The organism is Bradyrhizobium sp. 134 (assembly GCF_023074155.1).
In the GTDB taxonomy this organism is placed as follows: domain Bacteria; phylum Pseudomonadota; class Alphaproteobacteria; order Rhizobiales; family Xanthobacteraceae; genus Bradyrhizobium.
Window position 1 is genome coordinate 376,540 of record NZ_JADPKX010000034.1, and the last position, 25,974, is coordinate 402,513.

Consider the following 25,974-nt stretch of genomic DNA (forward strand, 5'->3'; position numbering starts at 1 on the left):
GCATTCCTGTTTGCGTGGCGGGCTCGTTTCGCCGAACGCATGGAAGCGGATGTCCGCACCGAAAATCCTGATCATTCCCGGCTCACTGCGCACCGGCTCGCATAATGCGAAGCTGGCAGCGGTCGCCGCCTATGCATTCGACCAGGCCGGCGTCGACGTCACCCGCATCTCGCTCGCCGATTTTCCGCTGCCGATCTATGACGGCGATCTGCAGGCCAAGTCGGGTGTGCCCAAGCACGCGATCAATCTCAAGCGCATGATCGGCGCGCATCATGGCGTGCTGATCGTCTCGCCCGAATACAATGCCTCGGTGCCGCCGCTGCTGAAGAACGCGATCGACTGGGTCAGCCGCGTGCATGAGCTGCACGAGCCGCGTGGCGAGGTGTTCCGCAACCGTGTCTTCGCACTCGCCGGCGCCTCGCAGAGCCGGCTTGGCGCGGCTCGCGCGCTGCAGGCGCTGCGGCTGATCCTGACTTCCTGCCACGCCAATGTGATTGCCAGCCAGCTCACGCTCGCCTTTGCCGACCAGGCCTATGACGATATGGACAGGCTGAAGCACGAGGGCGATATCGCCGCGTTGAAAGACCTGGTGCGGCAGTTGATCGACATTTCCCAACGCATGATGTGAGGTGACATGACGCCAGCCGAGATTGCCCCGAAAGACCGCCTGATCGTCGCGCTCGATCTGCCCGGCGTTGATGCCGCGGAAGCGATGGTCAACCGGCTCGGCGACAGCGTCACCTTCTACAAGATCGGCTATCGGCTGGCTTATGCCGGCGGCTTGCCGCTGGTCGGCAAGCTCGCCGACAAGGGCAAGAAAGTCTTTCTCGATCTCAAGCTGCACGACATCGGCAACACCGTGGCGCAGGGCGTCGACAGCATCACCAGGCTCGGCGCGACCTTCCTCACGGTCCACGCTTATCCGCAGACCATGAAGGGTGCCGTCGAAGGTCGCGGCAGCTCGAACCTGAAGATCCTCGCCGTCACTGTTCTGACGTCCTACAACGAGGACGATCTGCACGCGGCAGGCTTCCGGCTCGGCGTCTCCGAGCTCGTCGAAGCGCGCGCGCAGCAGGCGCAGGTGCTCGGCATCGACGGGCTGGTATCGTCGCCCGAGGAAGTCGGAGCCTTGCGCAAGATCGTCGGCCACCAGATGAGCCTCGTCACCCCCGGCATCCGGCCGGCCGGCGCGGCGAGCGGCGACCAGAAACGCATCATGACGCCGGGCCGCGCGATTGCGGCCGGCGCGGACCACCTCGTCGTCGGTCGGCCGGTGGTGGAAGCCACGGACCCCAAGGCGATTGCCGAGGCGATCCAGAGCGAGATCGCCGAGGCACTCGGCTAACCAACAACACAGGGAGAAGAACAATGGCAAAAGGCTACTGGATCGGACGCGTCGACGTGAGCAGTGACGAGGGCTACAAGCCCTATGCCGTCGCCAATGGTCCGATCTTCAAGAAATGGGGTGGCCGCTTCGTCGTTCGCGCCGGCAAGTTCACCACCGTCGAAGGTGCCAGCCGCACCCGCAACGTCGTGATCGAATTCCCGGACTACGAGACCGCGATCGCCTGCTACAACTCGCCGGAATACCAAGCCAACATCAAGGTGCGCCAGCCGCACTCCGTCGCCGACCTCATCATCATCGAGGGCTATGACGGCCCGCAGCCGTCAGACGGCTGAGGCGCGCTCAGCTCCGTCATGGCCGGGCCTGACCCGGCCATCCACGTCTTCGGTCCCATATGCGTGGCCGTTCGTGGATGCCCGGGACAAGCCCGGGCATGACGGTGGCGTTTGCCCCTCGGTTGCCGGAACTGCCTCCCCCCGCTACAACGACCGTGAGAGGATCGCACCATGTCCGACATGCGCTTGATTGTTGCTGGAGCCGGCGGCCGGATGGGCCGGGCGCTGACGCGGGCGATTGCCGAAAGCAAAGGCGCGGTGCTGGCCGGCGCGCTGGAGGCACCGGGCTCGGAGCTGCTCGGCAAGGATGCCGGCGTGCTCGCAGGCCTGCCGGCCAACGGCATCAAACTCTCCGGCGATCTCTGGGCGTTGTCGAAGGACGCCGACGGCATTCTGGATTTCACCGTGCCCGCGGCGACGCTGGCCAATGTCGCGATCGCCGCCGAGCGCGGCCTCGTGCACGTGGTCGGAACGACGGGCCTGTCGGGCTCCGACAACGCCGTGATCAAGAGCGTCACCAACCGCGCCGTCGTGGTGCAGTCCGGCAATATGAGCCTGGGTGTCAATCTGCTCGCCGCCGTGGTCAAGCGCGTCGCCAAGGCGCTCGACGAGAGCTTCGATATCGAAATCATCGAAACCCATCACCGCATGAAGATCGACGCGCCCTCGGGCACGGCACTGATGTTGGGCCAGGCGGCAGCTAGCGGCCGCGGCATCGCGCTCGACGAGCATGCAGATCGCGGCCGCGACGGCATCACCGGCGCGCGCAAGCCCGGCGATATCGGCTTTGCGTCGTTGCGCGGCGGCACCGCGGCCGGCGATCACAGCGTGAGCTTCCTCGGCCCGTTCGAGCGGCTGACGCTGTCGCATCACGCGGAGGATCGCATGCTGTTCGCCCATGGCGCGCTGAAGGCCGCGCTCTGGGCGCATGGCAAGAAGCCGGGGCACTACTCCATGGCCGACGTGCTCGGCCTGTCTGACATCTGAAGCATGATCCGGAAAAGTGTGAAGCGGTTTTCCGACACGATCATGCTTAGCCAACGAACGAAACGGAAAGCAGTCAATGAGCGAACGTCTTCTCGTGCTGGTGCGGCACGGCCAGAGCGAATGGAATCTGAAGAACCTGTTCACGGGCTGGAAGGATCCTGACCTCACCGAACTCGGCGTGAAGGAAGCCTCGGAAGCCGGCCGCAAGCTGAAGGCGCAGGGCCTCGTGTTCGACGTTGCCTACACCTCGGTGTTGACGCGCGCACAGCACACGCTCGATCTCATTCTCGGCGAGCTCGATCAGAAGGGCCTGCCGACGACGAAGAACCTTGCGCTGAACGAGCGCGACTATGGCGATCTTTCAGGCCTCAACAAGGACGACGCCCGCAAGAAATGGGGCGAGGACCAGGTGCTGATCTGGCGCCGCTCTTACGACGTGCCGCCGCCCGGCGGCGAAAGCCTGAAGGACACGCTCGCGCGCGCACTGCCGTATTACGTGCAGGAGATCCTGCCCGGCGTGCTCAACGGCAAGCGCACGCTGGTCGCCGCCCACGGCAACTCCCTGCGCGCGCTGATCATGGTGCTGGAAAAGCTCTCGCCCGAAGGCATTTTGAAGCGCGAGCTCGCCACCGGCGTGCCGATCATCTACCGCCTCAATGCGGATTCGACGGTGGCGTCGAAGCTGGATCTTGCGGGTTAAAGACGTTCGCGCGCGGCGGAGCCGGCCAAACACTGGGCGTCGTCCTGGCCTTCGCCAGGACGACGATGTGGGGCAGTTTACGCGTAGCAACTATTACTGCATCCCGAGCTGCCCGGCCTCCCAGCCCAGCATCGCTTGCTTGCGGGTGATGCCCCAGTGGTAGCCGGTGAGCGTGCCGCTCTTGCCGAGCGCGCGATGACAGGGCACGACGAACGACACCGGGTTCTTGCCGACGGCAGCGCCGACGGCGCGTGAGGCTTTCGGGCTGTTGATGTTGCAGGCGATGTCCGAATAGGACACCGCGCGGCCCATCGGGATCTTCAGCAACGTCTCCCACACCCGGACCTCGAAATCGGTGCCGATCATCACCACGCGCAGCGGCTGGTCCGGCCGCCACAGTTTTGTGTCGAAGATGCGCTGCGCCAAGGGCGCGGTGCCTTCGTGATCCTCGACATAGGTTGCATTGCGCCATCGCCGCGTCATGTCGGCGAGCGCCACCTGTTCCTCACCGGGATCGGCGAAGGCGAGTCCCGACAATCCGCGATCGGTCGCGATCACGATCGCGGTGCCGAACGGCGAGTGATGGAAGCCGTAGCGCAGGATGAGCCCCGCGCCGCCGTTCTTCCATTCGCCCGGCGACATCGCCTCATGGGTGACGAAGAGATCGTGCAGCCGGCCCGGACCCGACAGACCGGAATCAAGCGCGGCGTCGAGGATGCTCGCGGAGTCCCTGAGCAAGCCCTTGGCGTGATCGAGCGTGAGCGCCTGCATAAAAGCCTTCGGCGTGATCGAGGCCCAGCGGCGGAACAGATGGTGCAGCTCGTCCGGCGTGACGCCGGCCGCATCCGCCATCGCCTCGATGGTCGGCTGTGCGCGCCAGTTTTCGGAGATGAAGGCGATCGCCCGGCGCACGGAATCATAGTCGCGCATCGCGGCGTTCTGGGTGCCCGGCCCGGCCAGGCGCTGGTCATGTATCGCGAGTGTCATCATGATTGGAAATGTAGGAGAGGGCGGGGTGCGAAACCACCCGATTTCCGATCCGCAAATCAGGCGATCGGATTGTAGGTCGGACCCCGCCGGGCGGCATTTAACGCCTCAACCAAACCTTTGTAAAAACTTGCCTTTTCGTCCGGTCCCAGGAAGCGGGCGATCTGGATCTGGTGACCTCGCGAGATCAGATAGAGGTGCTCGATGCCAAAATCCTCGTCGATTTCCATGTCGAGACGGACCCAGAGCGGGTTGAAGGTCCACTCGACCACCTGGCCGTGCTGGCTGACGCGCCGCACGCGCAATTCAGATGGTGTGACCACGATCTCCTCGCTGGCCCGCGCCGCGCGGAAATTGGCTTTGAAGGCCCACCAGATCACCAGCACATCGAGGCCGAAGAAGCCGAACACCGGCCAAGCGCCCATCATCAGGAAGACGAGGCCGGTGACGAAGCTGACGGCGCTCAGGAACAGCATCACGGCGAGGAAGCCGGTGCGGTTCAGCGAGCGGTGCGGCGTCAGGCGCGCGGAAAAGATCTGAGGTTCGGCCTCGCTTCCGGATCGTTCGCGCTCAATTTCGTTGCCTGTGGTCATCGTCCCTCAGTATATCCCGATCATGGCGAAAATCACCCGCAAGCCGGTCCCGCGTAAAACGTCCGTGCCGAAGAAAAAGGCAAAGCCGGTCGCGGCCAAACCGAAGGGACCCGCGAAGAAATCGCTTAAGGCCGTGAAGCCCTGGACGCCGCCCGAGGTCCACGAGGCCTTCAGCCGTTTCCGGAAGGCCAACCCGGAGCCGAAAGGCGAGCTCGAGCACGTCAATCCGTTCACGCTGCTGGTCGCCGTGGTGCTGTCGGCGCAGGCGACCGATGCTGGGGTCAACAAGGCGACGCGTGCGTTGTTTGCGATCGCCGACACGCCGCAGAAGATGCTCGACCTCGGCGAGGAACGCCTGCGCGAGTACATCAAGACCATCGGCCTCTACCGCACCAAGGCGAAGAACGTGATCGGGCTGTCGGCGAAGCTGCTCAGCGAGTTCGGCGGCGAGGTGCCGCGCACGCGCGCCGGCATCGAGTCGTTGCCGGGTGCCGGGCGCAAGACCGCCAACGTCGTGCTCAACATGGCCTTCGGCGAGCACACCATGGCGGTCGACACGCATGTCTTCCGCGTCGCCAACCGGACCGGTCTCGCGCTTGGCAAGACTCCACTGGAGGTCGAGCTCGGTCTCGAAAAGGTGATCCCGGCCGAGTTCATGCTGCATGCCCATCATTGGCTGATCCTGCATGGCCGCTATACTTGCCTCGCGCGCAAGCCGCGCTGCGAGGTATGCCTGATCAACGATCTCTGTAGGTGGCCGGAAAAGACGGTCTGAGACTGGCGTTCGGGAAAGTGGTTTGGAGTCTATCGTGAGTCAGCAGGAACAAATCCCGTCGTCGACACCTGCTGCCACACCGGCGCCGACACCGAAGTCAACGCAGCGACCGGCGAGTTCGCTGTGGAGCCGTTTCGCGATTCCGCTGTTCGCGGTGATCGTCGCGCTCGGCTTCGTCGCGCTGGCAACGCAGCGCTTCGACGAATGGGTCGGCAATTCGGTGGTCCAGACCACCAACGACGCCTATGTGCGCGCCGAGCTGACGCGGCTCGCCAGTCGCGTCTCCGGCGAAGTGCTGAGCGTCGGGGTCACCGACTTCCAGCGCGTCAAGGCCGGCGATCTCCTGATCCAGATCGATCCTGCCGACTATCAGGCGCAAGTCGCGCAATCCGAAGCGGCGGTCGCCGCCGCGCAAGCCGTGCTCGACAATCTGACCAACCAGATCGAGCTGCAATATGCGACGATCGCGCAGGCGCAAGCCGCGCGGCTCTCGGCCGAAGCCGTGGAGGTCGAGGCGCGGCAGGAGCAGGAGCGTCAGCAGTCCCTATCGCAGACCGAATCCGGTACGCGGCAGCGGTTCGAACAGGCGGTCGCAGGCTACGCCAAGGCGCAGGCCGACGTGCGCGCGAGCCGCGCGGTGATCGCGGCCCAGCAGCACCAGCTCGAAGTCCTGCAAGGCACCAGGAAACAGCGTGCCGCCGATCTCGAAGCGACCAAGGCGACGCTGGCGAGTGCGAAGCTCAAGCTCGGCTACACCAAGATATCGGCGCCGTTCGACGGCGTCGTCGGCGAGCGCCAAGTCCAACCCGGCGACTACGTCAACATCGGCACCAACCTTATCAACGTCGTGCCGTTGCCGAAGGTCTACGTGATCGCGAACTACAAGGAGACCCAGCTTACCCACGTCGCACCGGGCCAGCCGGTCGAGATCACCGTCGATAGTTTCCCGCGTGAGAAGCTGCGCGGCCGGGTGGAGCGCATTGCGCCCGCAACCGGCGCGCAGGTCGCGCTGCTGCCGCCGGACAACGCAACAGGCAATTTCACCAAAGTCGTGCAGCGCATTCCCGTGCGCATCCAGTTCGACGACAACCAGCCGCTGCTGGCGCGGCTGGTGCCGGGCATGTCGGTCGTCACCAGCATCGACACCAAGGCCGGTAATGGCGGAAAATGACGATTCCAGCCGCGGACCGCTCTCGCGCGGCGGCGTCGCCCCGCAGCCGCTGTTTGCGGTGGCGGCAGTGCTGCTCGGCTCGTTCCTCGCCAATTTCGACAGCCGCCTGACCACGATTGGCTTGCCGGACCTGCGCGGCGCGTTCTCGCTTTCGTTCGACGAAGGCGCATGGCTCTCCACGGCGGGCATCGGCTCGCAGATCTTCATCGCGCCCGCGGTGGCCTGGCTTGCCACCGTATTCGGCCTGCGCCGCGTGCTGGGTATCCCCAGCCTCGTCTATGCCGCGGTCTCGCTGATCATCCCGTTCGTGCACGATTATCCGACATTGCTCGCGCTCAGCGTCGTGCATGGCCTCTTGCTGGGCACCTTCGTGCCTGCGACGCTGATGATCGTGTTCCGCAATTTGCCGATCCGCTGGTGGCTCCCGGCGATCTCGATCTATTCGATCCGCGTCGGCTTCGCGCTGGACACCTCGAGCTCGCTGGTCGGCTTCTATTTCGACCATCTCGGCTGGCAATGGCTGTACTGGCAGAGCGTCGTGATCGCGCCCCTGATGGGCCTGATGGTTTATTGGGGCACGCCGAACGAGCCGGTGAATCGCGCTTTGCTGCGCGAGGCCGATTGGGGCGGCATGCTGCTGCTCGGCGCCGGCGTCTCGATGATCTATGCTGGGCTCGACCAGGGCAACCGGCTGGACTGGTTGGGGTCGGGAACGGTGATGGCGTTGATCATTGCCGGCGCGGTGCTGGTCGCGGGCTTCCTCGTCAACGAGGCCCTGGTGCGACAGCCATGGGCGCATATCAACGTGCTGTTCTCGCGCAATATCGGTCTCGGGCTGGTCCTGATCCTGCTCTATACGCTGACCAGCCTCTCCAACGCGTCGCTGGTGCCGAATTTCCTCGCCACCATCGCCCTGCTCAGGCCGGAGCAGAGCGGCTTGCTGCTGCTTACCTACGGCGCGTTGCCGATGTTCGTGCTGGTGCCGCTTTCGATCTGGCTGCTGCGGCATTTCGATACGCGGACGGTGGTGGTCGTGGGATTTGCCTGCTTCGCCGCCGCCAATCTCTGGGGCACGCAGCTCAGTCATGATTGGGCGCGCGAGGATTTCGCCGGCATCGTGCTGCTCCAGGCCATCGGGCAATCGCTGACCTTGCTGCCGCTGATCATCACGCTGCTGTCCAACTCCGATCCGAGCCGTGCCACCTCGTTTGCCGCCTATATCCAGATCATGCGGCTCGGCGGCGCCGAGATCGGCGTGGCGTTGATGGGGACGTGGCTGCGCGTCCGCGAGCAGATCCATTCCTTCTATCTCGGCCAGAATCTCGGCGTCGGTGACGTCGACGTGGTCCGCATGCTGAAACAGCTCGCCGACCATTTTGCGGCCCATGGTGCGGGTTCGGCCCAGGCCCGCGCGGTCGGCACGCTCGCGGGCTTGGTTCAGCGCGAGGCCAATGTGCTCGCCTATATCGACGGCTTCTGGCTGTGCTTCTGGGTGGCGATGGCCGCGCTCGGCGTCGTCGCCTTGGTCACCCGTGCGCCGCCCGGCCCGTTCACGCCAGCGCCGTTCGGCTTCGCCAGGATGCTGTTGCGCAAATGCGGGCTGTCGCTGACATAGGTTCGGGATCCAGACGTAACCAAGGTCGGTGGTCCTCGATGCTGTCTGATCATGGCGTCGTTAGCCCACAAGCCTGACGGATGGCGATCTGAACCGGCGAGGGTGGCAACGCCGCGTCGAACTCGCCTGTTGGCAGCAGCGGTGGCTGTGCCATGAAACGCGGGCGCTTCCCCCGGTGAGGTTGCGCGGCGTGAACCAGGAATGGATGGCACAGATAAACGGTACCTGCCGCACCAAGTGCCAGTTCAACCTCGCAATCTTCCGTAGAAGCGTAACCGTTGGCAGAGATCTGCCCCAGCGTCGCCCCTGCATCGCCATGGGGCAGCAGCTCCCGGGCGATGGTGGTGTGCGAACCTTTCCGTATCTTCGTTGGCGCATCATCAGGACCTACGTCCGAGAACAGGAAGAGCATCAGCAATGCGCGTCCGCTGCTCCTCACATTAACGCGCCACTGCATGAAGTCCGGATTGCTGAAGCCAAAACTCATGTCTACATGCCAGCCATCATCACCCGGGGATTCCGGTGAGGGAAAGCGGATCGGAAAAGTCCCGAGCGCTTTGGGCACGATCCAGCGACGGTCACCCGCGAGTTGGTCATAGGCTTCGTGCAGGATCGGCGTGTTGGCGGCTTCAATGAATGGTGGCGAAGACTTCGATCCCACCCGAATGACCGGCCGGGTCCAGCTTTCGGGCTCATGTGGCGACAGACCAATATCCGCCCACAATTCCTCCCTGCATTGCTCCGCAAGCTGCGTGCTGAAGGCGTTCTCGATCTTGATGAAACCGTCGTCGATGAAGTCCCGGACCTGACAAGAGGTCACGCCGACGCGCTCGGTTTTGGGCATTGCACATTCTCCGTTCGGCCATCGCGTCAGCGCAGCCGTTGTGATCTGATTGGCGCGGTGCGCCGAAACGACTTGGTCGCTCAGATCAGCGGGAGGAATGTGGACGTGAAAATCATGCCGCGAACCTATACGGAGGCAAAGGGCAAAATCAAGATGCGGCGGACCGGAACGTTCCGACCAGGGCGCGTCGTATGATCGCGCCGCCAGGTTTGCTCGTCCGACCTGTGCCCTAGCGCATCTGCCGCGCCGGCTCGATCAGCTCGGGCCGCGGGCCTGAGAGCCGCTTGTGCATGTGGACCATGAAGGCCATGGCGAAGATCGGCGTCGCCAGGTTCACGATCGGGATTGAGACGAAGGCTGCGATGAACAGGCCCGCGGTGAAGATGGTCGCGGCATTGTCGCGCCGCATCGCCTTGGCTTCTTCCGGCGAGCGAAACCGCATCGCCGCGAGTTCGAAATATTCGCGGCCGAGCAGCCAGGCGGTGGCGAGGAAGAAGACCAGGAAACCGGCGCCCGCGAAAAGCACCAGCGGCAAGGCGATCAGGTAGACCAGGATCGTCAGCAGCGCGGTCTTGACACCCTCGTAGATCGCCTGGCTGAACGGCAGCGCGACGCCCGGCCGCTCGGCCGGATAGTGCTCGCGCTCGACGATGTCGGCGACGTCGTCCACGAACAGGCTCGCCACCACCGAGGTAATCGCGGGCATCAGGAACACAGCCCCGAACACGACGCCGAGGCCCGCGGCGATCGAAATGATCCAGGACAGCACCTCGAGCGATGCGTGCCAGCCCGGACCGAGCAGGCCCTCCAGCCAGGCCTCGCCATAGGTCGCAAACCAGCTCAGGAGCCGCTGCAAGCCGATCGCCAGCACGATGATCAGCACCAGTGCGACGCCGATCGACCGCCACAGGATCGAGCGCATCGGCGGCGAAATCATTTGCGACAGCGCCTTGACGGCGGCATCCAGCATGGGAGTTCCTCTCACGAAATCACCCGCGAGAGGTAGACACCCCGGGCCACTTCGGCAAGGGAGATCGGCGGCGCCGCTTACGGCCGGATTGACCGCTCGCATCAACGAAGCCACGATGAATTCGGCAAGACGGTTGCTTCAGACAGCACGCGGAACCAGCCGGGAAAAGGAACAGGCTCTTATGGCGATGGAAGAATCGGCGGCCGGATTGCCGCTTGCAGGCGTCCGCGTCGTCGAGATGACCCACATGGTCATGGGCCCGACCTGCGGCATGATCCTGGCGCAGCTCGGGGCTGACGTGATCAAGGTCGAGCCGCCCGCGGGCGACAAGACCCGAAGCCTGGGAGGCATGGGCACCGCCTTCTTCCCGTTGTTCAACCGCGGCAAGCGCAGCGTGGTGCTGGATTTCGAGAAGCCTGAGGATCGCGACACCATGCACCGGCTGCTGACGACGGCCGACGTGTTCCTTGAGAATTTTCGCGACGGCCAGCTCGAGAAGCAGGGGCTTGGCGCCGACGAACTGCGCCGCCGGCATCCGGAGCTGATCATCGCCGGCCACAAGGGTTTTCTCTCAGGTCCCTACGAGCACCGCCCCGCGCTCGACGAGGTCGTGCAGATGATGGCGGGCCTTGCCGCCATGACCGGCACCAGCGAAAAGCCGCAGCGCGTCGGCTCGTCCGCCAACGACATCATGGGCGGCATGTTCGGCGTGATCGCGATCCTCGCGGCGCTCTATCAGAAGCGCGGTGGAAAACGCGATGGCGCCGACATTCGCATCGGCCTGTTCGAGAACTGCCTGTTCCTGGTTGCCCAGCACATGGTCGAATACGAGATGACCGGCAACAAGCCGCGCTCGATGCCGGAGCGCGAGCATGCCTGGCCGATCTACGACATCTTCGAGACCGCCGGCGGCGAGCGCATCTTCATCGGCGTCGTCACTGAAGGCCATTGGCAGAGCTTTTGCCGCGAGTTCGGCCTGACTGAATTCCTCGATGATCCCGCCTTGCGCACCACGACCGATCGCATCCTGGCGCGCGGGCGGATCATTCCCCGCGCCGCGGGGATCATCAGGCAATGGGACGTGGCAAGACTGTCGCAGAGGCTCGATGCGCTCAACATCTGCTTCTCGCCGATCAACCGGCCCGAGGATCTCTTCACCGATCCGCATGTGTTACGGCCGGGTGGGCTCGTCAACAATGTCACCGCCGATGGCAAGCCGTTCCGGGTGCCGGCGCTGCCGATCGAATGGAACGGCAGCCATATCGGCGAAGGCCTGAAGGTCGCGCCGCTCGGCGCCGACACGGCCGCCGTTCGCGCCGAGATCGACAAGGGAGACGTCACGTCAAAAACAACAGGGAGGCGCGGATGAGCCGGATTCAGGAGATTTACCCCGCAGAGCGCGTCAGCCTGCGCGAAGTCGGCCTGCGCGACGGGCTCCAGCTCGTGAAGAAAATTCCGTCGACCGACGCCAAGCAGCGATGGGTGCGCGAGGAGTATGCCGCCGGCGTGCGGCATTTCGAGGTCGGCTCGTTCCTGCCGGCAAAGACGTTTCCGCAATTCGTCGATGTTCGTAATGTCGTCGCGACCGTCGCTTCATTGCCCGGCGCGCATGGCATCGCGCTTGCGCTCAACGAGCGCGGCGTCAACGAGGCGCTGGAATCCGGCGTCGGCGAGATCGCCTCGGTGGTCTCGGCAACGGAAGAGCACAGCCAGGCCAATGCGCACCGCTCGCGCGAGTCCGCCATCGCCAATCTGAAACGCCTGTGCGAGCTGCGCGATGCCACCAGCCACAAGCCGCTGGTCAACGCGGCGATCTCGATGGCGCTGGGCTGCTCGATCACCGGGGCGGTTGACCCTGCGGAAGTGCTGCGGCTGGTCGACAAATGCCTGGAGGCTGGTGTCGATTTCGTCGGCATCGCCGACACCGTCGGCTATGCCGGGCCGAAGCAGGTGGCGGAGCTGACGCGCGCCGTGGTGAAGCTTGCAGGGTCGAAGCCGATCTGCATCCATCTCCACGACACCCGCGGCATGGGCATCGCGAACGCGGCCGCCGCGCTCGACGAAGGCGCGCGTATCCTCGACGGCTCGCTCGGCGGCCTCGGCGGCTGCCCCTTCGCGCCCGGCGCGACCGGCAATGTCGTGTTCGAGGATCTCGTCTTCCTGTGCGAGAGCAAGGGTTTTCCGACCGGCATCGATTTGGAGAAACTGATCACGGTGCGCAGGATCCTGCGCGAGGAGATGCCGAACGAAACGCTGTATGGCGGCATCGCGCGGGCCGGGTTGCCGGGTGGGAATGCGAAGGCAGCTTAAATCCGCAAGCGGAATGCTCTTCCCTTCTCTCCTTGTGGAGAAGGTGGCGCGAAGCGCCGGATGAGGGGATCTCTCCGCGAACTCGAAGAGGAGTAGTCGCGGAGACATACCCCTCACCCGTCTCGCCGCTTCGCGGCGAGCCACCCTCTCCCACAAGGGGAGAGGGGAACGCACCGTCTATTCGGCAAATCTACTCATGCCGGTGCGCCTGCTTCCGCGCCTTCGCCTGCTTACCGTCCCCCGTCGGAATCATCACCACACGGCCATAACGCACGCCGCGTTCGGCGATGATGTGGTCGGCGAAATGTCTGACCTCGGAGGCGTCGCCGCGCAGTGCCGTCATCTCCATGCAATTGTTGTCGTCGAGATGGACGTGCAGCGTCGCCAGCGCGAGGTCGTGGTGACCATGGAATTCCTGCACCAAGCGCTTTGAGAGATCGCGGGCGGCGTGGTCGTAGACATAGACGAGACCGGCGACGCAGGGCCCGGCCTGTGCGGTGTCCTCGCTGCTCTGTTGCAAGCCGGCGCGCGCGAGATCGCGGATGATCTCGGAGCGGTTCTGGTAGCCGCGCGCTTCCGCCGCAGCGTCGATCTCTGCCAGCAGATCGTCTTCGATCGTGATCGTAATTCGCTGCATCAAGATGCTCCCTCCCGCGCTCGATGCCATTTTACACGGATTCCGCGACGCTCACAGCCGCGTTGCCCGCAGCCGCAGCGCGTTCCCGACCACGCTGACCGAGGACAGCGCCATCGCGGCCGCGGCGATGATCGGCGACAGCAGCACGCCGAAAGTTGGATAGAGGATGCCGGCCGCGATCGGAATGCCTGCGGCGTTGTAGATGAAGGCGAAGAACAGGTTTTGCCGGATGTTGCTCATCGTCGCCTGCGACAGTTTTCGCGCCCGCACGATGCCGGTGAGATCGCCCTTCAGCAGCGTGACGCCGGCGCTCTCCATCGCCACATCAGTGCCGGTGCCCATGGCGATGCCGACTTCGGCAGCGGCCAGCGCCGGCGCGTCGTTGACGCCGTCACCGGCCATCGCGACGCTGCGGCCGGCCTTCTGCAGCTTCGTCACCACCGCGCTCTTCTGGTCCGGCAGCACCTCGGCCTCGACATCGGCGATGCCGAGCCTGCGCGCCACGGCTTCCGCCGTGGTGCGGTTGTCGCCGGTCAGCATGATGACCTTGATGCCCTCGGCCGCCAGTGCCTTCAGCGCCTCCGGGGTCGAAGCCTTGACCGGATCGGCGATCGCGAACAGGCCGGCAAGCCGGCCGTCGACGGCCATGTTGATCACGGTCGCGCCATCGCCGCGCAGCCGTTCGGCCTCGCCATCGAGGGTTTTGGTGTCGACGCCGATCGACGTCAGATACCGGGCATTGCCGAGCACGATGGTTTTGCCATCGACCTTGCCGGTCGCGCCCTTGCCGGTCGGCGAATCGAATTGCTCGACCTGGCCCAGCGCGAGCTGCTTCTCCTTCGCCGCGCGCATGATCGCGTCGGCCAGAGGATGCTCGCTGGCGCGCTCGACGCTGGCGGCCATGCGGAGGATGTCGTCTTCCGCAAAACCGGCGGCCGGCACGATCGCGACCACCTTCGGCTTGCCCTCGGTCAGCGTGCCGGTCTTGTCGACCACCAGCGTGTCGATCTTCTCCATCCGCTCCAGCGCCTCGGCGTTCTTGATCAGGACGCCTGCTTGCGCGCCGCGGCCGACGCCGACCATGATCGACATCGGGGTCGCCAGGCCAAGCGCGCAGGGGCAGGCGATGATCAGCACGCTGACGGCGGCGACGAGGCCGAAGGCCAGCCGCGGCTCCGGCCCGAACCAGGCCCAGGCCGCGAAGGCAGCGACCGCGACCGCAATCACCGTCGGCACGAACCAGCCCGCGACCTGGTCGGCGAGGCGCTGGATCGGCGCCCGCGAGCGCTGTGCGTCCGCGACCATCTGCACGATCTGCGACAGCAGCGTCTCACGCCCGACCTTGTCCGCGCGCATGATGAAGCTGCCGGACTGGTTGAGCGTGCCCGCGATCACCTTCGCGCCGGTCTCCTTGGTGACCGGCATGGATTCGCCTGTGACGAGCGACTCGTCGAGCGAGGAACGGCCATCCAGAATGACGCCGTCGACCGGCACTTTCTCGCCAGGACGCACGCGCAGGCGGTCACCGGCATGAAGTGCGTCGATCTCGACCTCGTGCTCGCTGCCGTCAGCATCGACGCGGCGCGCGGTCTTCGGGGCGAGCTGCAGCAGCGCCTTGATCGCACCCGAGGTCGCGTCGCGTGCGCGCAGCTCCAGCACCTGCCCGAGCAGCACCAGCACGGTGATGACCGCCGCGGCCTCAAAATAAACCGCGACCGCGCCTTCATGGCCGCGGAAGGTGGCCGGAAAAATCTGCGGCGCGATGGTGCCGATCAGGCTGTAGACATAGGCAACGCCCGTGCCCATCGCGATCAGCGTGAACATGTTGAGGTTGCGCGTCAGCAGCGACTGCCAGCCGCGGACGAAGAACGGCCAACCGGCCCACAGCACCACAGGCGTGGCGAAGACGAGCTGGATCCAGTTCGACAGCGTCGCATCGATCCAGTTGTGCGGGCCCGCGAGATGGCCGCCCATCTCCAGCACCACTGCCGGCAAAGCCAGCGCGCCGCCGATCCAGAACCGCCGCGTCATGTCGGCAAGCTCGGGATTGGGGCCGGTCTCCAGGCTCGCCACTTCCGGCTCCAGCGCCATGCCGCAGATCGGACAGCTTCCGGGCCCGGCCTGGCGGATCTGCGGATGCATCGGGCAGGTGTAGATCGTGCCCGCCGGCATCTCGGGCTCGGGCGTCTTGTCCTTGGCGAGGTACTTTGCGGGATCCTCGGCGAATTTGGTGCGGCAGCCGGCCGAGCAGAAATGGAAGGTCGCGCCGTGATGGTCGAAGCGGTGCTTGGACGTCGCAGGATCGACGGTCATGCCGCAGACGGGATCGCGGACTTTTGCCGCGGCGCCGTGGTCATGCGCGTGATCGCCGTGCGCGCCGCAGCAGGAGGCAGCGGCGGGCTTGTCGACCGGGGCAACTTTACTGGAACAGCCGCATCCGGAATGTGTTTCCGGCTTGTGATGGTGTTCGTGTTCGGCGTCGTTCATTTCCACGCTCCGGCCTTGCAAGTTATACCCTAGGGGGGTATATAGTCCGCATGCGCAAGGACATCAAGGCATCCGTCGGAAAACGTCTCGGCCGGATCGAGGGGCAGGTTCGCGGCCTCTCGAAAATGGTCGAGGAAGACCGCTATTGCATCGACATCGTCACGCAGATCTCGGCGGTGCGCGCCGCGCTGCGCCGGGTAGAGGAAGAGGTTTTGAAAGATCACGTCGCCCATTGCGTCGAGCATGCGATCGCGAGCGGCGACAAGGCCGATCAGCGCGAGAAGATCGCGGAGCTGATGGCGGTGATTGGGCGGGCGGAGCGGTAGGTCGCCGTCATTGCGAGGAGCGTAGCGACGAAGCAATCCAGACTGTTCGGGCAGAGACGGTCTGGATTGCTTTGCTGCGCTCGCAATGACGATGTTGGAGGGACGGCTACGCCGCCATCTCCAACGCGTATCCTTGCGCGCGGTACTTTGCGAGATCGTTCAGCAGCACAAAATGCTCGGAGAAGGCAACGCTCATCTCCGCGGCCGCCTCACGCATCACTTTTTCAGCCGGAACCGGCGCCTCTTCGTCAATCGCTTCAGGAACGAGCGGCGGCGCACTGAACGTTTCTGGAAACACTCCGAAGGTGCCGGCTACCTCCTCGAGCGGCTTCTGCTTGTCGGCCCAGTGCAAGGCGGTGTAGTCGAAGCCGTGCACGATGGTGGGTTTGACGACTTCGAAATAGGGCGAGATGTCGAAGTCGCGGGGCATGTAGAGCGAGGAATCGCGGATGTGCAGGATCTCGCGGCGGGCAGCACGGCTGCCGGCCTTGGTGATCTTGGGCAGGATCGGGTAACGCACGGCGTCGAACGCCTGCGCGATCAGGGCCGAGCAGATGATCTTGGTGGGATCGCCCGAGCCGATCGAGATCATGCGGCGCCGCCAGCGCTGCGGGATCGGCAGCGGAAACAGAAAGCGCATCAGGTCGACGATGTTCTTGGTGTCGTAGCCGAAGCCGATGCGGTTGATCGCATAGCGGCAGACCGTGGTGCGGTCCTCATAGGACAGCCCGACCGGGCGGCAGACGCGGGTGTGATAGGGGAAATATTTCGACAGCGGCGCGGAGGTGACGCCTTCGCCGATATTGGCCTCGATCAGCACGTGCGGCTCGCCGTCGGGCTCTTCCGCGCCCTCGATCGGGCCGACATAGAGTGCGCCGTGGGACCAGGTCGACTGCGTCAGATATTTGATGATGCCCGAGATGCGGTTGTTGCCCTCGACCAGCAGCACGTCGCCCGGCTCGATGACGCCGCGCAGATGCTCGGGGTCGCTCGGCGTGAACGGCTCATAGCCCGGCACCTCCTTCGAGAGGTACGCGGCAATCAGCTTGCCGACTGAATCAAGGACCGTCCCCATTTCAAAACTCCCCCACGGCCTTTTCCGGCCGTCTTTTTCTCTTCTCTACCATGGTCTGAACGTGTTGCAATTCGGTTCATCGCTCTGTGACATCAAGCACGATTGATTCACCATGATGGTTGCCGCGCAACATCAGATACGGCAAGGTTCGCTAGCTGTTCCCGTTTGCTGCAAGTCTCCGGAAACCATGCCATGACAATCACGCGCCGCAGCTTCCTATCGGCATCGGCGGGCCTTGCCGCGACGCCGGTCCTGCGCGCAACCGCCGCAACCCTGCCGCGGGAGGCTGACATCGTCGTGATCGGTGCGGGCGCGGCCGGAATTGCCGCGGCGCGGCGCATCATGGCGGCCAATCGCAAGGTCGTAGTGGTGGAAGCTGCGTCGCAGATCGGCGGCCGCTGCATCACGGATACGACCACCTTCGACACGCCGTTCGATCGCGGCGCGCGCTGGATGCACAATCCCGACACCAATCCGATGATCCGGCTGGCGCGCAGCGCCGGGCACGACGTTCTGCCGGCGCCGTCAGGCCAGAAGATGCGCATCGGCCGCCGCAACGCACGCGCCGGCGAGACCGAGGAATTCCTGGCGGCGCTGGTGCGCGCCAACCGCGCCATCGACGAGGCCGCGCGCGGCAAGCTCGATACCGCCTGCGCCTCGGTGCTGCCGAAGGATCTCGGCGATTGGGCCGGCGCGGCCGAGTTCATGCTGGGCGCGAGCTTCGCCGGCAAGGACCTGAAGGAGTTGTCTGCGATCGACAAGGCGCGGGCACAGGATCGCAACGCCGCGATCGCCTGCCGCCAGGGCCTGGGGACCCTGATCACCAAACTCGGTGAGCAGGCGCCGGTCGCGCTATCGACGCCGGCGAGTCGGATCGTCTGGAGCAATCGCGACGTCAGCGTGGAGACACAGGCCGGCAGGATCACCGCACGCGCCGCCATCATCACGGTCTCGACCAATGTGCTGATTTCGGGCGCGATCAAGTTTGGGCCTGACATTCCCAAGCGTACGCTCGATGCCGCCTCGAAGCTCACGCTCGGAAGTTATGATCACATCGTGCTGCAGCTACCGGGCAATCCGCTCGGCCTGTCGCGCGACGACATCCTGATCGAGCAGAGCAATTCGACGCGCACGGCGCTGATGATCGCCAATATCGGCGGTTCCTCGCTATGTTCGATCGATGTCGGCGGCTCGTTCGGCCGCGACCTCACCCAGCAAGGCGAGAAGGCGATGACGGCCTTCGCCAGAGAATGGATCACGAAGCTGTTCGGCAGCGAGGTCGCCGCCGCCGTGCAGAAAGCCAGCGTGACGCGCTGGAACGCCTCGCCGTTCGTGATGGGTGCGATGTCGGCGGCCTCGCCCGGCGGTCAGCTCTCGCGAAGAATCCTTGCCGAGCCGATCGGCAACATGTTCCTCGCCGGCGAAGCCACGCACGAGACGCTGTGGGGCACCGTCGACGGCGCCTGGGAAAGCGGCGAGCGGGCCGCGGACGCAGCCTTGCGCAAAATCGGTGCGCTGAAGGATGAGCCGACCGATGTCCCGACGCAGTCGACGAAGAAGCGCAGAGCGCCGCGGCCCAATTAATTCAGTCGTCGTCTTGGACAAGCGCAGCGCAGATCCAGGACCCATTACCCCGGGAAGTGGTTTGGCGAAGATTTGGGGTTATAAAAGCTGACCGGAGTAATGGGTCCTGGCTTTCGCCAGGACGACAAGGGATGGTTTACCGCAAAATCCCATCCAGCAGCGGCAGTCCCGCAATCACGGCTATCGCGATCAGCGCGTAGCAAATGGCGCGAAACACTTTCTCGCTGGCACGGCCGAACAGCGACGCGCCAAAGGCGACGCCGATCGCATAGACCGGCCCGACGATGAGCGAGAGCACGAGCGATTCGCGGCTGATCAGGCCGGTGGTCGCGTAACTGATCATCGAGAAGAAGTCCGACGCGCCGAAAAACAGCAGGATGTTGGCGCGCGCGACGATCGGGGCGATGGGACGGCCGAGCCAGTAGCCGACGATCGGCGGGCCTCCGGTCTGGGCGAGGCCGCTGCAGAAGCCGGAGAGGCTGCCGATGCCGACCGAAAGCCAAGCGTGGTCCTTGCCGCGATAGCGCCAGCCCGACAGCAACAGAAGCAGCAGCGCGGCGACGAAGCAGGAGATGATCCATCTCGTCGTGACGGGTTCGAGCACGCTGAGGAAATAGGTGCCGACGGGGACGCCGACCAGCGCGCCCAGCACGATCACGGCGGTGGCCTTGCGGTCGGCCTTGCGCCAGGCGTCGGGCAGCAGCGGCGCGGCCGCGACGAAGTCGATCACGAGGAGCAGTGCGGCAACCAGACGCGGCGCCGCGATGCTGCTCGCCAGCGGCATGAAGATCAGGGCCGAGCCGAAGCCCGAGAAGCCGCGCGCGGTGCCTGAAACGAAAGCGACGGCGCAGAGCGCCATCGCAACGGTGAGGCTGACGTCCTTTGGAAGAAAGTCAGTGAGACTCATGCTCTAGATTTCTCGAGCATGATCATGCTCTCAAAGTGCCGCCGGTCTTCTTCGTCACCTCCGCCACGATCTTCGCGGCGACGGCCTCGATCTCCTGGTCGGTCAGGGTCTTTTCGCGCGGCTGGATCGTTACCGCGATGGCGATCGACTTTTTGCCATCGTCGATGCCCTTGCCTTCGTAGACGTCGAACACGTTCACGGCGGTGATCAGCTTCTTGTCGACGCCCTGAGCCGCGCGCACGATATCGCCGCTCTTCACGGTGCGATCGACGATGAAGGCGAAATCGCGTGAGACCGGCTGGAATGCCGACAGCTCGATCACGGGCTTGGCACGGGTCGGCTTCTTCTTCGCCTCGGGGATGCGGTCGAGGATCACCTCGAATACCATCAGCGGGCCGCCGGCACCGAGCGCCTCGAGTGCGCGCGGATGCATCTCTCCGAAATAACCCAGCACGTTCTGCGGCCCGATCTGGATCGTACCGGATCGCCCGGGATGCAGCCAGGACGGGCCGCCCGCGACGATCTGAAGCGCCTGCATCGGTGCCCCTGCGGCGGCGAGCACCGCGAGCGCATCGGCCTTGGCGTCGAATAAGTCAGCCTGCGCCGAACCCGACCAATGCCGTCCCAGACCTTGCGACGACGCAAAGCCGCGGCGGGCGCCGCTTGCCGCCATGAACTGATCCTGCGGCCGATCGCCCTTAAACACCTGCCCGACCTCGAACAGCGCGACATCGCCAAAGCCGCGATCGGCATTGGCCTGCGCCGCCGCGATCAGGCCCGCCAACAGGGTCGGGCGCATGTCGGACAAATCCGACGCGATCGGGTTGGCGACCTCGAGTTCGCGCTGGCCGCCGCCGAACAGCTTTGCGGCGGACTTGGTGATGAATGACCAGGTCACCGCTTCGATGATACCGCGGCTCGCCAGCGCGCGCCTGGCGCGGCGGGTGCGGAGCTGGAGCGGGGTCAGCACGGGTTTGCGTGCGTCCTCGCCGCGCTCGAACGGCGTCATCGGCACCTTGTCGACGCCGTGGATGCGGACGACTTCCTCGACGATGTCGGCCTTGCCGTGCACGTCGGTGCGCCACGACGGCACCGCGACCTTCACGACCGGGCCCGGGCCCGCCATCATGAAGCCGAGATGGGTCAGGATGCGCTTCATCTCCGGCATCGGCACTTCGATGCCCGAGAGCCGCTTGACCTCGGTGACCGGAAAATCGATCACGCGGTCGTCGCCGAAGGTCTTGCCGACAACGACGTTCTCCGACGGCGTGCCGCCGCACATCTCCATCACCAGTTTCGTCGCGAGCTCCAGCCCCGGCACCATGAAGGCCGGATCGACACCGCGCTCGAATCGGTAACGCGCATCCGAATTGATGCCGAGCTTGCGCCCCGTCTGGGCGATGTTGATCTCGTTCCAGAGCGCCGATTCAATCAGCACGTCCGTGGTGGTCTCGTCGCAGCCCGAGGCCTCGCCGCCCATGATGCCGGCGAGCGATTCGACGCCGTGCTCGTCCGCGATCACGCAAATCGCGGGATCGAGATTGTAGCTGCGGCCGTCGAGCGCGAGCAGCGTCTCGCCGTCACGCGCGCGGCGCACCACGAGATTGCCCTTCACCTTCTTCGCGTCGAACACGTGCAGCGGCCGCGCGCGGTCGTAAGTCATGAAGTTGGTGATGTCGACCAGCGCGTTGATCGGGCGCAGGCCGATCGCGGTCAGCCGCTTCTGCAGCCATTCCGGCGACGGTCCGTTCTTCACGCCACGGACGAGACGAAGCGCAAAACCCGGGCACAGCGTCGCGTCCTCGACCGTGACCTTCACCGGGCACGGGAATTCGCCCTTGATCGGCTTGATGGTGGGGTCCTTGAACTTGCCCATGTCGGCGGCGGCAAGATCGCGCGCGATACCATGCACGCCGGTGCAGTCCTGCCGGTTTGGCGTCAGATTGATCTCGACCACGGGATCGCCGAGGCCCGCCCATGCGGCGTAAGCAGCGCCGATCGGCGCATCCGCGGGCAATTCCATGATGCCGTCATGGTCGTTGGAAATCTGCAGTTCGGCCGCCGAGCACAGCATGCCGCGGCTCTCGACGCCGCGGATGGTGCCGACACCGAGCGTGATGTCCTTGCCGGGAATGTAGGTGCCGGGCGGCGAAAACACGCTGACGAGCCCCGCACGCGCATTCGGCGCGCCGCACACGACCTGCACCGGCGCGCCACCGTCGCCGGTGTCGACCATGCAGACGCGCAGCCGATCGGCATTCGGATGCTGCTCGGCGGATATCACCTTCGCGATGGTGAAAGGCTTCAGCGCCTTCGCCTTGTCCTCGATGTTCTCGACCTCGAGTCCGATCATGGTGAGCTTCTCGGCGAGCTTGTCCAAGGGCTCGTCGGTGTCGAGATGTTCCTTCAGCCAGGAGAGGGTGAATTTCACGAGCTCAGCCCTCCCGCGAGCGTCGGTACTTCCAGCGGCTTGAAGCCGTAATGGGACAGCCAGCGGACGTCGCTGTCGAACAGCTGGCGCAAATCGGCGATGCCGTATTTCAGCATGGCGATGCGGTCGATGCCCATACCCCAGGCGAAGCCCTGGTACTCGTCGGGATCGATACCGCAGGCGCGCAGCACGTTCGGATGCACCATGCCGCAGCCGAGAATCTCGAGCCAGTCCTCGCCCTCGCCGAAGCGGATCTCGCCTTTGTCGCGGCGGCACTGGATGTCGACTTCCAGCGACGGTTCGGTGAACGGGAAAAACGAGGGCCGGAAGCGCATGTTGATGTGATCGACCTCGAAGAACGCCTTGCAGAACTCGTGCAGGATCCATTTGAGGTGGCCGAGATGGGAGTGCTTGTCGATGACGAGGCCTTCGACCTGATGGAATTGCGGCGTGTGGGTCGCATCGGAATCGATGCGATAGGTGCGGCCCGGGCAGATCACGCGGATCGGCGGCTTCTGGCTCAGCATGGTGCGCACCTGCACCGGCGAGGTGTGGGTTCGCAACAGCATGCGGGAGCCGTCCTCCTTCGGATGGAAGAAGAAGGTGTCGTGCATCTCGCGCGCGGGATGGCCTTCCGGAAAATTCAGCTTGGTGAAGTTGTAGTCGTCGGTCTCGATATCGGGGCCTTCGGCGACCGAGAATCCCATGTCGGCAAAGATCGTGGTCAGCTCGTCCCAGACCTGGCTCAGCGGATGGATGCGGCCGGCCTCGGCCGGCGCATCGCGCAGCGGCAGGGTGACGTCGATGGTTTCCGACGCAAGCCGCGCGTCGAGCGCCGCCGATTTCAAGACGTCGCGCCGCGCGGCGAGTGCCTCGGTGACATTGTCCTTGGCCTGGTTGATCGCAGCGCCCTGGGTCTTGCGCTCGTCCGGCGACATTTTTCCGAGCGTGGCAAGCAGCGCGGAGATCGAACCCTTTTTGCCGAGGGCAGCGACGCGCACCGCTTCGAGGGCGGCCTCGTCGCCGGCGGCGGCGATCTGGTCGAGGATGGATGTTTCGAGCATTGCGAGGTCGGACACGGTCAAATCCCTGCTGCCAAATTCGGCTGGGTTGTCGCCGCCCGAAGGCCGTAACGTCAAGCGAAAAGCCGGTCATTCGGGCTGACGAGCGGCTGGGTTGAACCTCGCGCGGGAGGCTGGCACCAAGGGGGATACGAGGAGGCTTTCGCGATGCTCTCAAGATCCGGTCTGGCTGCTCTCGCCGTCGTTCTCTTGGTCGCGAGCACCCCGGCGCGCGCCATGGTCTGCATGGAGAAGTCCATGACGCTGGACGAGGTCGTCGACAGCATCGCTGCCCAGAAGGGCTGCGAAAGCGCGATGAAGGTGTTTCAGGATTGCCAACTGACCGCGAGCGGCGATGTCCAGCTCGGCACCGCCGTCGAGAAGAAATGCGAGGCAGACTTCATGCCCGGCCTCAACATTGCGCGGAAACGGGCTTACCAACGCGAGCTGCGCGTGTGCGACCGGAAGTACCGGAATAAATCCGGCACCATGTATCTGTCGTTCACAGCATTCTGCCGGGCGGCGATCGCCCAGCGCTACTCGCAACGCGCGCTGAAAGCCGGCGGAGCCGGCCGTTAGCGCGGGCGTGCTCAGGCCGCCAGAGCGGCTTTGGCCTTCTCGGCGATTGCCTGGAACGACGCCGGCTCGTTGATCGCGAGATCCGACAGCACCTTGCGATCCACGGTGATCCCGGACTTGGCCATGCCGTCGATAAAGCGGCTGTAGGTCAGGCCGAACGGACGCACGGCAGCGTTGATGCGCTGGATCCAGAGCGCGCGGAACGTCCGCTTCTTGCGCTTGCGATCACGGAAGGCATACACGAGAGCCTTCTCGACCGCCGGCTTGGCGGTGCGGATCGTGTTCTTGCGGCGGCCGCGGAAACCCTTGGCGGCCTTGTAGACTTTCTTGTGCTTGGCGTGGGCGGTCACACCGCGTTTGACGCGAGCCATGACAAATATCCTTCGAAAGATGACTTGATGTTCGGATCGCCGCGAAAGCTGCGGCGCGGGTGGCAATGATCGTCGACGCGATCAGGCGTTCGGCAAGAAGTACTTCTTGACGTTGTCGCCGTCGGTCTTGAACAGCACGGCGGTGCCGCGCAGCTGACGGATCTGCTTCTTCGTCCGCTTGATCATGCCGTGACGCTTGCTGCGATGAGCGAACATCACTTTGCCGGTGGCAGTCACCTTGAAGCGCTTTTTAGCGCCCGATTTGGTCTTCAGCTTGGGCATTTGGCTCTCCTAATGGCCATAGAAATCCGCCCGCGAAGGCGGCTGGCCGTCAAAATGCTCGTTAGAGCGTTGATTGTGCTCAGGTTTTACGAACAAGCGCGAAACCCGCACGGACACCGCCACGGCAGCCCTTAATCAGCCGGGCAATGAAGGCTGGGCTTATGACAGAGGACGGGCGAATTGGCAACGATGAACCGGTGGAACCTAGCCGCCGACTATCCGGAATTGCTAACCTCATGTCCGAGCCGTGTCGCCGGAGCAGGATTAAAATGCCCTATTTTTCCCAATCGCTTCCGTCTTTGACGGATGTCGCTCGTCCGCGCCGCCTGGCGCTGTTGGCTGTGCTCGCCATGGCTGCGTTTCCGTCGACTGCCGATGCTCGCATCCGCGGCTATGACGGCGTCTGGAACGTCACCTTCGCCACCACCCGTGGCAATTGCAGCTCCGGCTACAGCGTTCCCTTCACCGTCGCCGGCAGTCGGGTGTCGTCCGCCGGCGGTGGCCGGGTCTCCGGCAAGGTCAATCGCAGCGGTGGCGTCGCGGTCGAGGTTTCGGTCGGGGCGTCCCATGCCAGCGGCGGCGGCCGGCTCGCCGGCGCGGCCGGGACCGGCTCCTGGCACGGCATCATCTCCGGCGACCGCTGCAGCGGCATCTGGCAGGCGACAAGGACGTAATTCGAGCGAGCCATCTCCGCGATGGAGGTGCGCTCCCTCTCCCGCAAGCCGGAGAGGTCGCAGCGGTGCTCGCGGCTCGAATATCCGACAAAGAACAAAACGGCCCGCCGGAGATCCGGACGGGCCGTTGAATTCTTCAGCCTAAAGAACCGGCGTCAGCGCGGCGCCAGAACCATGACGACCTGACGGCCCTCGAACCGCGCGTCCTGCTCCACCTTCGCGAGCTCGGCGACGTCGGTCTTGATCTTGTCGAGCAGCTTGGTGCCGATCTCCTGGTGCGCCATTTCGCGGCCGCGATAGCGCAGGGTGATCTTGACCTTGTCGCCTTCTTCGAAGAACCGCTGCATGGCGCGCATCTTCACTTCGTAATCGTGGTCGTCGATCATCGGGCGGAGCTTGATCTCCTTGATCTCGACGATCTTCTGCCGCTTGCGGGCTTCAGTGGCTTTTTTCTGCGCGGCGTACTTATACTTCCCGTAGTCCATGATCTTGCAGACGGGAGGGCTGACGTTCGGCGAGATCTCGACCAGATCCATGCCGGCTTCCTGGGCCAAGCGGATAGCCGCGACGGTCTCGATGGTGCCCTTGTTGTCACCGGTCTGATCGATCAGCTGGATCTGCGCATTGCGAATATCGTCATTGATGCGCGGCCCGTCTTTGGCGGCAGTGGGCGGGGCTTTATTTGGACGGCGAATGGGTGGTTCTCCAAAGTTATGAAAAGAGGCGGCTATTTTGCAGGAAGATACGGTTGCCGGCAAGCAACCGCTCGTGCGGCGGTCGAAAAAGCCTCAAATGCGAGGCATTTTGGCCACGGCGGGGCACGCAGAGGGACATAGACACCTTGCTTCTGTTCCGCAAGCGTCCCAAAGGGCCAATGACGACGTCCAGCTGCGCTGCGGAGCACGTCCGGACAGCTCAAACCGCACAG

Annotated in this window: 27 protein-coding genes; 14 read left to right on the plus strand and 13 right to left on the minus strand. The window is 64.6% G+C overall.

Annotation, left to right across the window (positions count from 1 at the left end):
• Window positions 1-49 precede the first annotated feature (49 nt).
• From IVA75_RS11475 to IVA75_RS11495, 5 genes are all read left to right on the plus strand, one after another.
• Window positions 50-628 carry an NAD(P)H-dependent oxidoreductase gene (locus tag IVA75_RS11475; protein WP_247285058.1) on the plus strand — a complete coding sequence of 193 codons (579 nt, stop codon included), beginning with the start codon at window positions 50-52 and terminating at the stop codon, window positions 626-628.
• A 6-nt stretch (window positions 629-634) separates the two neighbouring features.
• Window positions 635-1,345, plus strand: coding sequence for an orotidine-5'-phosphate decarboxylase (gene pyrF, locus IVA75_RS11480; RefSeq protein WP_247285059.1), 711 nt, complete (start codon window positions 635-637; stop codon window positions 1,343-1,345).
• 23 nt (window positions 1,346-1,368) lie between these two features.
• A complete protein-coding gene (locus tag IVA75_RS11485) occupies window positions 1,369-1,680 on the plus strand; it encodes a DUF1330 domain-containing protein (protein ID WP_027566211.1) in 312 nt (103 codons plus the stop codon).
• Between the two features lie 171 nt (window positions 1,681-1,851).
• The gene (gene dapB / locus IVA75_RS11490) at window positions 1,852-2,667 is read left to right on the plus strand and encodes a 4-hydroxy-tetrahydrodipicolinate reductase (RefSeq protein WP_247285060.1); all 816 of its coding nucleotides are present in this window, start codon (window positions 1,852-1,854) and stop codon (window positions 2,665-2,667) included.
• A 76-nt stretch (window positions 2,668-2,743) separates the two neighbouring features.
• Window positions 2,744-3,367, plus strand: coding sequence for a 2,3-bisphosphoglycerate-dependent phosphoglycerate mutase (locus tag IVA75_RS11495; protein WP_007598504.1), 624 nt, complete (start codon window positions 2,744-2,746; stop codon window positions 3,365-3,367).
• Window positions 3,368-3,460: 93 nt separating this feature from the next.
• On the opposite strand, the gene IVA75_RS11500 is transcribed toward IVA75_RS11495, so the two are convergent.
• Both IVA75_RS11500 and IVA75_RS11505 read right to left on the minus strand, forming a co-directional pair.
• Entirely contained in the window at window positions 3,461-4,357 is an 897-nt protein-coding gene (locus IVA75_RS11500) for a bifunctional helix-turn-helix domain-containing protein/methylated-DNA--[protein]-cysteine S-methyltransferase (protein ID WP_027566209.1), read from the minus strand.
• A gap of 56 nt (window positions 4,358-4,413) precedes the next feature.
• On the minus strand, window positions 4,414-4,947 hold the full coding sequence (locus IVA75_RS11505) for a DUF2244 domain-containing protein (RefSeq protein ID WP_247285061.1): 534 nt from the start codon (window positions 4,945-4,947) through the stop codon (window positions 4,414-4,416).
• A 22-nt stretch (window positions 4,948-4,969) separates the two neighbouring features.
• Between IVA75_RS11505 and nth the strand changes: the two genes are divergently transcribed.
• Genes nth through IVA75_RS11520 form a run of 3 tightly spaced genes read left to right on the plus strand, consistent with a single transcriptional unit; the run spans window position 4,970 to window position 8,508 of the window.
• Complete coding sequence (gene nth, locus IVA75_RS11510; RefSeq protein WP_247285062.1) at window positions 4,970-5,722, plus strand: endonuclease III; 753 nt, start codon at window positions 4,970-4,972, stop codon at window positions 5,720-5,722.
• Between the two features lie 34 nt (window positions 5,723-5,756).
• Entirely contained in the window at window positions 5,757-6,893 is a 1,137-nt protein-coding gene (locus tag IVA75_RS11515; protein WP_247285063.1) for an HlyD family secretion protein, read from the plus strand.
• Window positions 6,880-8,508, plus strand: a complete 1,629-nt coding sequence (locus IVA75_RS11520) for an MFS transporter (RefSeq protein WP_247285064.1) — start codon at window positions 6,880-6,882, stop codon at window positions 8,506-8,508. Before IVA75_RS11515 ends, IVA75_RS11520 begins: the two co-directional genes overlap by 14 nt.
• A 49-nt stretch (window positions 8,509-8,557) precedes the next feature.
• On the opposite strand, the gene IVA75_RS11525 is transcribed toward IVA75_RS11520, so the two are convergent.
• Window positions 8,558-9,352 carry a phytanoyl-CoA dioxygenase family protein gene (locus IVA75_RS11525; RefSeq protein WP_247285065.1) on the minus strand — a complete coding sequence of 265 codons (795 nt, stop codon included), beginning with the start codon at window positions 9,350-9,352 and terminating at the stop codon, window positions 8,558-8,560.
• Between the two features lie 229 nt (window positions 9,353-9,581).
• Window positions 9,582-10,322: a sulfate transporter family protein gene (locus IVA75_RS11530; protein WP_247285066.1), complete on the minus strand. Its 741-nt coding sequence runs from the start codon at window positions 10,320-10,322 to the stop codon at window positions 9,582-9,584.
• Between the two features lie 181 nt (window positions 10,323-10,503).
• Here IVA75_RS11530 and IVA75_RS11535 point away from each other — a divergent pair, with 181 nt between their 5' ends.
• The gene (locus tag IVA75_RS11535; RefSeq protein ID WP_247285067.1) at window positions 10,504-11,691 is read left to right on the plus strand and encodes a CoA transferase; all 1,188 of its coding nucleotides are present in this window, start codon (window positions 10,504-10,506) and stop codon (window positions 11,689-11,691) included.
• Window positions 11,688-12,632, plus strand: a complete 945-nt coding sequence (locus tag IVA75_RS11540; protein ID WP_247285068.1) for a hydroxymethylglutaryl-CoA lyase — start codon at window positions 11,688-11,690, stop codon at window positions 12,630-12,632. Before IVA75_RS11535 ends, IVA75_RS11540 begins: the two co-directional genes overlap by 4 nt.
• A gap of 190 nt (window positions 12,633-12,822) precedes the next feature.
• Here IVA75_RS11540 and nikR read toward each other — a convergent pair whose 3' ends face one another.
• A complete protein-coding gene (gene nikR / locus IVA75_RS11545) occupies window positions 12,823-13,269 on the minus strand; it encodes a nickel-responsive transcriptional regulator NikR (RefSeq protein WP_247285069.1) in 447 nt (148 codons plus the stop codon).
• A gap of 51 nt (window positions 13,270-13,320) precedes the next feature.
• Window positions 13,321-15,756, minus strand: coding sequence for a heavy metal translocating P-type ATPase (locus tag IVA75_RS11550; RefSeq protein ID WP_247285070.1), 2,436 nt, complete (start codon window positions 15,754-15,756; stop codon window positions 13,321-13,323).
• Between the two features lie 50 nt (window positions 15,757-15,806).
• On the opposite strand from IVA75_RS11550, the gene IVA75_RS11555 reads away from it, so the two are divergent.
• Window positions 15,807-16,082 (plus strand): metal-sensitive transcriptional regulator, encoded by a 276-nt coding sequence (locus IVA75_RS11555; protein WP_007598521.1) that lies wholly within the window; start codon window positions 15,807-15,809, stop codon window positions 16,080-16,082.
• 106 nt (window positions 16,083-16,188) lie between these two features.
• Here IVA75_RS11555 and IVA75_RS11560 read toward each other — a convergent pair whose 3' ends face one another.
• The gene (locus tag IVA75_RS11560; protein WP_247285071.1) at window positions 16,189-17,157 is read right to left on the minus strand and encodes a YiiX/YebB-like N1pC/P60 family cysteine hydrolase; all 969 of its coding nucleotides are present in this window, start codon (window positions 17,155-17,157) and stop codon (window positions 16,189-16,191) included.
• 192 nt (window positions 17,158-17,349) lie between these two features.
• Between IVA75_RS11560 and IVA75_RS11565 the strand changes: the two genes are divergently transcribed.
• Window positions 17,350-18,741 carry an FAD-dependent oxidoreductase gene (locus IVA75_RS11565; RefSeq protein ID WP_247285072.1) on the plus strand — a complete coding sequence of 464 codons (1,392 nt, stop codon included), beginning with the start codon at window positions 17,350-17,352 and terminating at the stop codon, window positions 18,739-18,741.
• Window positions 18,742-18,877: 136 nt separating this feature from the next.
• Here the strand turns inward: IVA75_RS11565 and IVA75_RS11570 are convergent, their stop codons facing one another.
• Genes IVA75_RS11570 through pheS form a run of 3 tightly spaced genes read right to left on the minus strand, consistent with a single transcriptional unit; the run spans window position 18,878 to window position 23,158 of the window.
• Window positions 18,878-19,648: a sulfite exporter TauE/SafE family protein gene (locus IVA75_RS11570; protein ID WP_247285073.1), complete on the minus strand. Its 771-nt coding sequence runs from the start codon at window positions 19,646-19,648 to the stop codon at window positions 18,878-18,880.
• 22 nt (window positions 19,649-19,670) lie between these two features.
• Window positions 19,671-22,079: a phenylalanine--tRNA ligase subunit beta gene (gene pheT / locus IVA75_RS11575; RefSeq protein ID WP_247285074.1), complete on the minus strand. Its 2,409-nt coding sequence runs from the start codon at window positions 22,077-22,079 to the stop codon at window positions 19,671-19,673.
• Window positions 22,076-23,158, minus strand: a complete 1,083-nt coding sequence (pheS, locus tag IVA75_RS11580) for a phenylalanine--tRNA ligase subunit alpha (RefSeq protein WP_027566195.1) — start codon at window positions 23,156-23,158, stop codon at window positions 22,076-22,078. Before pheS ends, pheT begins: the two co-directional genes overlap by 4 nt.
• A gap of 150 nt (window positions 23,159-23,308) precedes the next feature.
• Here pheS and IVA75_RS11585 point away from each other — a divergent pair, with 150 nt between their 5' ends.
• Window positions 23,309-23,719, plus strand: a complete 411-nt coding sequence (locus IVA75_RS11585) for a hypothetical protein (RefSeq protein ID WP_247285075.1) — start codon at window positions 23,309-23,311, stop codon at window positions 23,717-23,719.
• A gap of 11 nt (window positions 23,720-23,730) precedes the next feature.
• Here the strand turns inward: IVA75_RS11585 and rplT are convergent, their stop codons facing one another.
• Together rplT and rpmI are read right to left on the minus strand one after the other, a co-directional pair.
• A complete protein-coding gene (rplT, locus tag IVA75_RS11590; protein WP_007598538.1) occupies window positions 23,731-24,090 on the minus strand; it encodes a 50S ribosomal protein L20 in 360 nt (119 codons plus the stop codon).
• A gap of 81 nt (window positions 24,091-24,171) precedes the next feature.
• Complete coding sequence (gene rpmI, locus IVA75_RS11595) at window positions 24,172-24,372, minus strand: 50S ribosomal protein L35 (protein WP_007598540.1); 201 nt, start codon at window positions 24,370-24,372, stop codon at window positions 24,172-24,174.
• A gap of 269 nt (window positions 24,373-24,641) precedes the next feature.
• Between rpmI and IVA75_RS11600 the strand changes: the two genes are divergently transcribed.
• Entirely contained in the window at window positions 24,642-25,046 is a 405-nt protein-coding gene (locus IVA75_RS11600) for a hypothetical protein (protein WP_027566193.1), read from the plus strand.
• 155 nt (window positions 25,047-25,201) lie between these two features.
• Here the strand turns inward: IVA75_RS11600 and infC are convergent, their stop codons facing one another.
• Window positions 25,202-25,741: a translation initiation factor IF-3 gene (infC, locus tag IVA75_RS11605; RefSeq protein ID WP_155809540.1), complete on the minus strand. Its 540-nt coding sequence runs from the start codon at window positions 25,739-25,741 to the stop codon at window positions 25,202-25,204.
• Window positions 25,742-25,974 lie beyond the last annotated feature (233 nt).